A 416-nucleotide genomic window follows, 5' to 3' on the forward strand; every position below is an offset into this window, starting at 1 on the left:
GGATTACATCGGGCGGAAATGTGGATTGCGGTTTTCGGGGCAAGCCGATGCAAGCACAAAGGGTCAGAGCATCGGACCGGATACGATTTCCGGTCCGATGATCCAGCATCGGCCCGGCGAATGAAGGCTCAGCCTGTCGCTTTGCCGATCGCGTCGGCGAGCCCGCCCGGATTGTCCCACGCCATCGAATGGCCCGCTTCGGGCACGATCGCGACGTCGCATCCCACATCCGCCAAGCCATCGAAGTCAGGGCTAGGCAGCGAGCGCTCTCCGACGAGGACCGTCTTTGGCATGGTCAGGCTGCGAAGCATGTCACGCCAAGTCGGCTTGCATCCCGCGACCAGCGAAGCTGCTTCCCGGTGGACCGCGAACGGGGCGCTGACCGCCAATGAGGCAGCCCAGACCGTATTGCCGGC

Annotated in this window: 1 protein-coding gene; it reads right to left on the reverse strand. The window is 63.9% G+C overall.

Going from position 1 to position 416, the window contains the following annotated elements; genetic code table 11:
- Nucleotides 1–128: 128 nt before the first annotated feature.
- On the reverse strand, nt 129–416 hold a 288-nt coding region (locus AB4Y92_RS26090), incomplete at its 5' end, for an alpha/beta fold hydrolase (protein WP_441822261.1).

This window comes from Lysobacter sp. TAB13 (genome assembly GCF_052113885.1).
Lineage (GTDB): Bacteria > Pseudomonadota > Gammaproteobacteria > Xanthomonadales > Xanthomonadaceae > Lysobacter > Lysobacter gummosus.